This is a genomic window from Streptomyces sp. NPDC006510 (assembly GCF_040611955.1).
GTDB lineage: Bacteria > Actinomycetota > Actinomycetes > Streptomycetales > Streptomycetaceae > Streptomyces.
Map to the genome: position 1 here is coordinate 1 of NZ_JBEXPH010000277.1, position 8443 is coordinate 8443.

The following is an 8443-nucleotide window of genomic DNA, read 5'->3' on the forward strand; positions in this document are numbered from 1 at the left end:
GGCCACGATGCACGGAACGCCGCGGCCCTCCTCGTACTGACGGCGGACCAGGTGGCCCGGGCCCTTGGGGGCGACCATGCAGACGTCGACGTTGGTCGGCGGCTTGATGAAGTCGAAGCGGATGTTCAGGCCGTGACCGAAGAACAGCGCGTCGCCGTCCTTGAGGTTGTCCTTGATGGACTCCTCGTAGACCTGGGCCTGGATCGGGTCCGGGACCAGGATCATGATGACGTCGGCCTCGGCGGCGGCCTCGGACGGCGTCACCACGCGCAGGCCCTGCTCCTCGGCCTTCGCCCTGGACTTGGAGCCCTCGTGCAGCCCGACACGGACGTCGACACCCGAGTCACGCAGCGACAGCGCGTGGGCGTGGCCCTGGCTGCCGTAGCCGATGACCGCGACCTTGCGGCCCTGGATGATGGACAGGTCGGCATCGTCGTCGTAGAACAGCTCGGCCACTGGGTCTCTCCTTGGTGTGCAGGTGTTGCTTCCCACCGTACGGCGGGGTGCGTCAGATACGTTTTCGGGTCTCGCCATACGAGCGGCGAGGGGGGTGGCGGCTAGGCCGTACGGTCGAGGGCGCGCAGCGAACGGTCGGTGATCGAGCGCGCGCCGCGCCCTATGGCAATGGTGCCGGACTGGACCAGCTCCTTGATGCCGTACTGCTCCAGCATCTTGAGCATGGCCTCCAGCTTGTCGGCGCCGCCGGTCGCCTCGATCGTGACGGCCTCCGGGGAGACGTCCACGGTCTTGGCGCGGAACAGCTGGACGATCTCGACGATCTGGGAGCGGGTCTCGTTGTCGGCGCGGACCTTCACCAGGACGAGCTCGCGCTGGATCGCAGCGGAGGGCTCGAGTTCGACGATCTTCAGGACGTTGACCAGCTTGTTGAGCTGCTTGGTCACCTGCTCCAGGGGCAGGTCCTCGACACTCACGACGATGGTGATGCGGGAGATGTCGGGGTGTTCGGTGGTACCGACCGCGAGCGAGTCGATGTTGAAGCCGCGGCGGGAGAACAGGGCGGTGATCCGGGCGAGGACACCGGGCTTGTTCTCGACCAGGACGGAGAGCGTGTGCTTGGTGGACATGGAGTCGGTCTCTCTCTGTCTCTCAGTCGTCTTCGTTGTCGCCGAAGTCGGGACGGACCCCGCGGGCGGCCATGACCTCGTCGTTGGAGGTGCCCGCGGCGACCATCGGCCACACCATGGCGTCCTCGTGGACGATGAAGTCCACCACGACGGGGCGGTCGTTGATGGAGTTGGCCTCCGCGATGACCTTGTCCAGGTCGGCCGGGTCCTCGCAGCGGATCGCGTAGCAGCCCATGGCCTCGGACAGCTTGACGAAGTCCGGGACGCGGGTGCCCTTCGCCGGAACACCCTCGGTGTCCGCGCCCGAGTGCAGCACGGTGTTGGAGTACCGCTGGTTGTAGAACAGGGTCTGCCACTGGCGGACCATCCCGAGCGCACCGTTGTTGATGATCGCGACCTTGATCGGGATGTTGTTGAGCGCGCAGGTGGTGAGTTCCTGGTTGGTCATCTGGAAGCAACCGTCGCCGTCGACCGCCCAGACGGTACGGTCCGGCATGCCGGCCTTGGCGCCCATCGCGGCCGGGACCGCGTATCCCATCGTTCCGGCGCCGCCGGAGTTCAGCCAGGTGGCGGGCTGCTCGTACTGGATGAAGTGCGAGGCCCACATCTGGTGCTGGCCGACGCCCGCCGCGAAGATCGTGCCCTCGGGGGCGAGCTGTCCGATGCGCTGGATGACCTGCTGCGGCGAGAGGCTGCCGTCCTCGGGCAGGTCGTAGCCGAGCGGGTAGGTGTCGCGCCAGCGGTTGAGGTCCTTCCACCAGGCCTCATAGTCGCCGACGTGGCCCTCGGTGTGCTCGGCCTGGACGGCCTGGACCAGGTCGGCCAGGACCTCACGGGCGTCCCCGACGATCGGGACGTCGGCGGCGCGGTTCTTGCCGATCTCGGCGGGGTCGATGTCGGCGTGGACGATCTTGGCGTACGGGGCGAAGCTGTCCAGCTTGCCGGTGACGCGGTCGTCGAAGCGGGCTCCGAGGGCGACGATCAGGTCGGCCTTCTGCAGCGCGGTGACGGCGGTGACCGCACCGTGCATGCCCGGCATTCCGACGTGCAGCGGGTGGCTGTCGGGGAATGCGCCGAGCGCCATCAGTGTGGTGGTGACGGGCGCTCCGGTGAGCTCTGCGAGGACCTTCAGTTCGGCGGTGGCCCCCGCCTTGATGACACCGCCCCCGACGTACAGCACCGGGCGCTTGGCCTGGGTGATCAGCTTGGCGGCTTCGCGGATCTGCTTGGCGTGCGGCTTGGTGACCGGGCGGTAGCCGGGCAGGTCCTGGGTCGGCGGCCAGCTGAACGTGGTCTGCGCCTGCAGGGCGTCCTTGGCGATGTCGACGAGGACCGGTCCCGGACGGCCGGTGGAGGCGATGTGGAAGGCCTCGGCGATCGTGTGCGGGATGTCCTCGGCCTTGGTGACCAGGAAGTTGTGCTTGGTGACCGGCATGGTGATGCCGCAGATGTCGGCTTCCTGGAAGGCGTCCGTACCGATCGCCTTGGAGGCCACCTGGCCGGTGATCGCGACCAGCGGGACGGAGTCCATGTGGGCGTCGGCGATCGGGGTGACCAGGTTGGTGGCGCCGGGGCCCGAGGTCGCCATGCAGACGCCGACCTTGCCGGTGGCCTGCGCGTAACCGGTGGCCGCGTGTCCGGCGCCCTGCTCGTGGCGGACCAGGACGTGGCGGACCCGGGTGGAGTCCATCATCGGGTCGTACGCCGGAAGGATGGCGCCGCCGGGAATGCCGAATACCGTGTCGGCCCCCACCTCCTCAAGGGAGCGGATGAGGGACTGCGCGCCCGTGACGTGCTCAACGATGGCGGGGGACGATCCGCCGTTACGGGCCCGCGGCTGGGGATGGTGGGCCCCGGTGGCCTGCTCGGTCATCGGCATTCTCTTCTCGAAGCTGAGGGTTTCTGCGGGTGTTTTGCGTCAGTTTGCGTGGTGCCGGTGCAACAAAAAACCCCTCGTGCCGTGAGGCAAGCGAGGGGAGCGCGTCGGAGTGGTCTGCAGAGTGCCATGGAGGGACTCTGCTTCAGCCGACGCGCTTTCCAAGTACGAGAATTCGGGTGCGCATGGCAATGACCCTCTCTCCGACGCACTCGACGTGTCAAGTGGGTGGGATGGGCGTCTCAGAATGTGAGCCGCTGAGGAGCGGTACCGAGCCGCCGGTCAGGACCGGCTGGGCCATGGCGCTGCCGGGCACCGGGAACTCTCCGCGGGCCAGGGCGCGGCGCAGCCGGTACTCGTCGAGCGGCCCGGAGAAGGCCATTCCCTGGCCGTGCGTACAGCCCATGGCGCGCAGCGCGAGGACCTGCTCCGGTACGTCGACCCCGTCGGCCACGGACTGCATGCCGAGGTCGCAGGCGATCCGCAGCAGGCCGCTGGTGATCTTGTGCAGCCGGGCGGATTCCACCACTCCCTCGACGAGCCCCCGGTCCAGTTTCAGTACGTCGATGGGGAGTCGGCGCAGGGCGTTGATCGCGGCGTAGCCGCTGCCGAAGCCGTCGAGCGCGATGCGGACACCGAGTCGGCGCAGGGCCACGAGACGCTGCTCCAGTTCGTCGAAGGAAATTCGGGGGTCGCTGTCGGCGACCTCGATCATCAGGGCCCCGGAGGGCAGGCTGTGCCGGGTGAGCAGCGCCTCGACGGAGCCGAACGGCATGCCCTTGTCGAGGAGCCGGCGGGCGGAGAGCCGCACGGCGACGGAGACCGGGTGTCCGGCCCTGGCCCGGTCTGCGGCCTGCTCGACGGCCTCTTCGAGGAGCCAGCGGCCGAGCTCGGCGGTGCGGTCGCTGTCCTCGGCGACCCGGAGGAACTCGGCCGGGGTGAACAGGATGCCCTGGGCGGAGCGCCAGCGGGCCTGGGCCGCGACGGCGGCGACCGTGCCGGTGGCGAGATGCACGACGGGCTGATGGAGCAGGGCGAACTCGCCGTCGCGCAGGGCGGTGCGCAGCCGGGCCGCCAGCTCGGAGCGGCGCACCACATCGGCCTGCATCTGCGGGGCGTACAGCTCGACGCGGTCCTTGCCGCCCGCCTTGGCGCGGTACATGGCGAGGTCGGCGTTGCGCATGAGGTCGCTGGGGGTGATGCCGGGCTCGGCGAAGGCGACCCCGATGGACGCGGCGACCCGGACCTCGCCGGCGCCGATCCGGTACGGCTGGGAGAGGGTGAGGCGCAGCCGGTCGGCGATCTCGTGGACCTGGCACTCCCGGGCGGACTGGTCGCGGGTGCCGTCGCCGAGGATGATCGTCGCGAACTCGTCGCCGCCGAGCCGGGCCGCGGTGTCGCCCGCCCGGACGGATTCGTGGAGGCGGCGGGCGGCCTGGATGAGGAGCTCGTCGCCCGCCTGGTGGCCGAGGCGGTCGTTGACCGCCTTGAAGCCGTCGAGGTCGATGAAGAGCACGGCGGTGCCGGAGTCGCCGGAGCGGCGGCCGCCGAGTGCCTGGCGGACCCGCTTGGTGAACAGGGCCCGGTTGGGCAGGTCGGTGAGCGGGTCGTGCTCGGCGCTGTGCTGCAACTGGGCCTGCAGCCGGACCCGTTCGGTCACATCGCGGCTGTTGAGGATCAGTCCGCCCTGATGGCGGTTGACCGTGGATTCGACATTGAGCCAGTCGCCCGTACCGGATCTGAAGCGGCACTCGATCCGGGTGGTGGGCTCCTCGCTCGGCGGGGCGGCGAGGAACCGGCGCACTTCGTGGACCACCCGCCCCAGGTCGTCGGGGTGGATGATCGAGGACAGCTCGGCGCCGACCAGCTCCTCGGCCTCGCGCCCGTACACCCCGGCGGCGGCGGGGCTGACGTAGCGCAGCACACCGGTGGGGGCGACGATCATGATGACGTCGCTGGAGCCCTGCACCAGGGAGCGGAAGTGGTTCTCCTTCTGCGCCAGTTCCTGGGTGAGGGCGATGTTGTCGACGAGCATGATGCCCTGCCGGACGACCAGGGCGAGCGCCACCGTGCAGCCGGTGAGGATCACGACGCGGTCCACCCGGCGGCCCTCGACGGCGTTGTAGAGAATGCCGAGGGTGCAGACGGCGGCGGCGAGATAGGGCGTCAGCGCGGCCAGCGATCCCGCGACGGGGCGGCTGGTGGGCTGTGTGCTCCGCGGCGGGACAGCGTTGTCCGCGGCCCTGTTGGCGCCCCAGGGGGCGTACGCGAGGAGCAGCGAGCCGGCGAACCAGCCCGCGTCCAGCATCTGGCCGGAGTGGTAGGTCTGGCGCAGCAGCGGTGAGGTGAACAGGGCGTCGGACAGGACCGTCAGGGCGAGTGCGGCGACGGCGGTGTTCACCGCGGAGCGGTTGACGTTGGACCGCCGGAAGTGCAGGGCCAGCACCATGGAGACCAGCACGATGTCGAGCAGCGGGTAGGCCAGCGCCAGCGCCGCGCGGGCCACGCTCGCGCCCTCGGCGTCCACCAGATGCGCGGTGTGGGCGAGGGCGAGGCTCCAGGAGATCGTGAGGAGCGATCCGCCGATCAGCCAGGCGTCCAGCGCCAGGCAGAGCCAGCCGGCCCTGGTGACGGGGCGCTTGGCGAGGACGAGCAGCCCGACGATGGCGGGCGGCGCGAAGCAGAGGAAGAAGACGTCGGCCAGGGAGGGGGTGGGCACCGGGAGTCCGAGCACCACCTCGTACCAGCCCCAGACCGCGTTGCCCGCGGCGGCCATGAACGAGGAGAGCGCGAACAGCAGCCAGGCGGGCCGGAACCGGCTGGAGCCGGCCCGCGCGTAGCGGAAGCAGGAGACGGCGGCGACCAGCGCCGCCGCGCTGAGGCCGAAATCCCCCATGACGAGCGCCAGTTGCCTCGAACCCCAGCCGAAGGCGGCTCCCACGGCGTAGGCGGCCCAGACGGCGCCGAGAAGGATCTGCCAGAACAGCGCGGATGCGCCGTCCACGGCCGACCTCCGGGAGAGGAGCGCCCCGAGGGCGTCGGCCGGCGCGCTCACCGGGGCGACCCCGGCGTCGTCGGGTGCGCTCGTACCCGGCGCCCCGCCGGTTCCCGTCGGCTGCCCGGCGGTGTCGGATCGTGCACCCATCGGCCGTACATCGCCCGTCGCCCCCTCGCGTGTCGCGTCCTCCCCGGCGCCGTCCCTTCCACGGCGCAGCGCCCCTTTCGGGACGATACACCAGACTCGTCACTCAGGGACATAGTTCCTCTACTCTCCGTGACGACCTGGAAGCCGTTCGGAACTGTGCGCGACGGAAGGCATCCGCAGCGTGGTCAGCCGGTGGTGCGTACCACGTTCCGCACCGGTTCTCCCGCGGCGAACCGGGTCAGCTGTCCGGCCAGCAGACGCTTGGCGCGCGGCTGGAAGGCCGAGGTGCTGCCGCCCACATGAGGAGTGATCAGGACGTTCGGAGCGTGCCAGAGGGGGTGGCCGGCGGGCAGCGGTTCCGGGTCGGTGACATCGAGGGCGGCACGCAGTCGGCCGGACTCCAGTTCGAGCAGCAGCGCCTTGGTGTCGACGACCCCGCCCCGTGCGACGTTCACGAGCAGCGCCCCGTCCGGCATCGCGGCGAGGAACTCCGCACCGAACAGACCTCGTGTGGACGGGTTCAGCGGAGTGGACAGCACGACGACATCGGCCTCGGGCAGAAGTGCGGGCAGGTCGTCGAGCGGGTGTACGGGGCCGTGTGCGGTCGTCCGCGCGGAACGCGCGACGCGTGTCACCCGCGCGCACTCGAAGGGCGCGAGCCGGTCCTCGATGGCGGCGCCGATCGATCCGTACCCCACGATCAGCACGGACTTGTCGGCGAGCGCGGGGTAGAAGCCGGACCGCCACTCCTCCTTGTCCTGGCCGTGGACGAACCCGGGAACGCCGCGCAGGGAGGCGAGGATCAGGGTGAGGGCGAGCTCCGCGGTGGATGCCTCGTGGACCCCCTTGGCATTGCACAGCCGCACCCCGGCCGGCAGCCGGCCGAGTGCGGGCTCGACGTGGTCGATGCCCGCGGAGAGGGTCTGCACGACCTGGACGGCCGTCATGCCGGCGAGCGGACGGACCGCGACCTCGGCGCCCGCCATGTACGGCACGACGTAGAAGGCGCAGTCGGCGGGATCGGCGGGGTAGTCCGGTTCACCGTTCCAGAACCGGTAGTTGAGCCCCTCGGGGAGCCCATCGATCTCGTCGGCCGGGAACGGCAGCCATACGTCGGGCGTCTTCGTCACGTCGGGGGTCTTCGTCGAAGTCATGGTCAGGAGGCTAATCGCCGGAGGCCGTGCGAGGACGGGCGGGCGGCAGAGGTTACTTTGGGGTGCGGTGCGGTCCCGCGACGGCGGGGCATGGGCCCGGTTCGGCGGCGGGTCTGGGGAGGGTCGGGGAGTTGGAGCGCAGGAGTCTCGGTGCGGCGGCGCTCGCCGTGGGCGCGGTCGGTCTCGGCTGCATGCCGATGAGCTGGGCGTACAGCGCCTCGCAGCAACGCGGTGACCGTGCGTTGCGTACGGTGCACGCCGCGCTCGACGCGGGTGTCCAGCTGCTCGACACGGCCGACATGTACGGCCCGTTCACCAACGAGCTGCTGGTGGGGCGGGCGCTGAAGGGCCGCAGGTCGGATGCGTTCGTCTCCACCAAGTGCGGGCTGCTGGTGGGCGACCAGCACATCGTGGCCAATGGCCGTCCCGGATATGTGCGGCGGGCCTGCGACGCCTCGCTGCGCCGGCTGCAGACCGATGTGATCGATCTGTACCAGCTGCACCGGGCCGACCCCGAGGTGCCGGTCGAGGAGACCTGGGGCGCGATGGCGGAGCTGGTGACCGCAGGCAAGGTGCGGGCGCTCGGGCTCTGCGCGGTCGGGGCGCGGGCTTCGCGCCGGGCGGGATCCCGGATGTACGACGAAACGATCCGTCAGCTGGACCGGGTGCAGCAGGTCTTCCCGGTGAGCGCGGTGCAGGCGGAGCTGTCGGTCTGGTCGCCGGAGGCGCTGGAGTCGTTGCTGCCGTGGTGTTCGGCGCGGGGTGTGGGGCTGCTGGCGGCGATGCCGCTGGGGAGCGGCTATCTGACGGGCACGCTGACGCCCGGACAGGGCTTCGAGCCCGAGGATCTGCGTGCCCGGCATCCCCGGTTCACGGCGGAGATGATGGCGGCGAACCAGCCGGTGGTCGTCGGCCTGCGGCGGATCGCCGAGCGGCACGGGGCGAGTGCCGCGCAGGTGGCGCTGGCCTGGGTGCTGCGGCAGGGGCCGCATGTGGTGCCGGTGCCGGGGACCAAACGGGAGCGGTGGGCGGTGGAGAACGCCGGGGCGGCCGGGCTGACCCTGACCGCGCGGGATCTGGCGGAGATCGCCGGGCTGCCCGGGGCCATCGACCAGCGCGGACCCCAGCGCGACCCCAGGGTGGCCGTGCCCAGGCTCAGCGCGGAGACGCGAGTGCCCGTCCG

6 protein-coding genes are annotated in these 8443 nt (G+C 70.8%); 1 reads left to right on the top strand and 5 read right to left on the bottom strand.

The window, feature by feature from the left end:
• From ABZY11_RS40605 to ABZY11_RS40625, 5 genes are all read right to left on the bottom strand, one after another.
• Window positions 1–456, bottom strand: a 456-nt coding sequence (locus ABZY11_RS40605; protein WP_356483982.1) for an NAD(P)-binding domain-containing protein, incomplete at its 3' end; no start/stop codon positions are given.
• A 101-nt stretch (window positions 457–557) separates the two neighbouring features.
• Window positions 558–1085: an acetolactate synthase small subunit gene (ilvN, locus tag ABZY11_RS40610; RefSeq protein WP_072486863.1), complete on the bottom strand. Its 528-nt coding sequence runs from the start codon at window positions 1083–1085 to the stop codon at window positions 558–560.
• Between the two features lie 22 nt (window positions 1086–1107).
• A complete protein-coding gene (locus ABZY11_RS40615; protein ID WP_356483983.1) occupies window positions 1108–2964 on the bottom strand; it encodes an acetolactate synthase large subunit in 1857 nt (618 codons plus the stop codon).
• Window positions 2965–3181: 217 nt separating this feature from the next.
• Window positions 3182–6016: an EAL domain-containing protein gene (locus ABZY11_RS40620; RefSeq protein ID WP_356483985.1), complete on the bottom strand. Its 2835-nt coding sequence runs from the start codon at window positions 6014–6016 to the stop codon at window positions 3182–3184.
• Window positions 6017–6291: 275 nt separating this feature from the next.
• Window positions 6292–7260, bottom strand: a complete 969-nt coding sequence (locus ABZY11_RS40625) for a 2-hydroxyacid dehydrogenase (protein WP_356483984.1) — start codon at window positions 7258–7260, stop codon at window positions 6292–6294.
• Between the two features lie 167 nt (window positions 7261–7427).
• Here ABZY11_RS40625 and ABZY11_RS40630 point away from each other — a divergent pair.
• Window positions 7428–8443: aldo/keto reductase (locus ABZY11_RS40630; protein WP_356483986.1), on the top strand; the 1016-nt coding region annotated here is incomplete at its 3' end.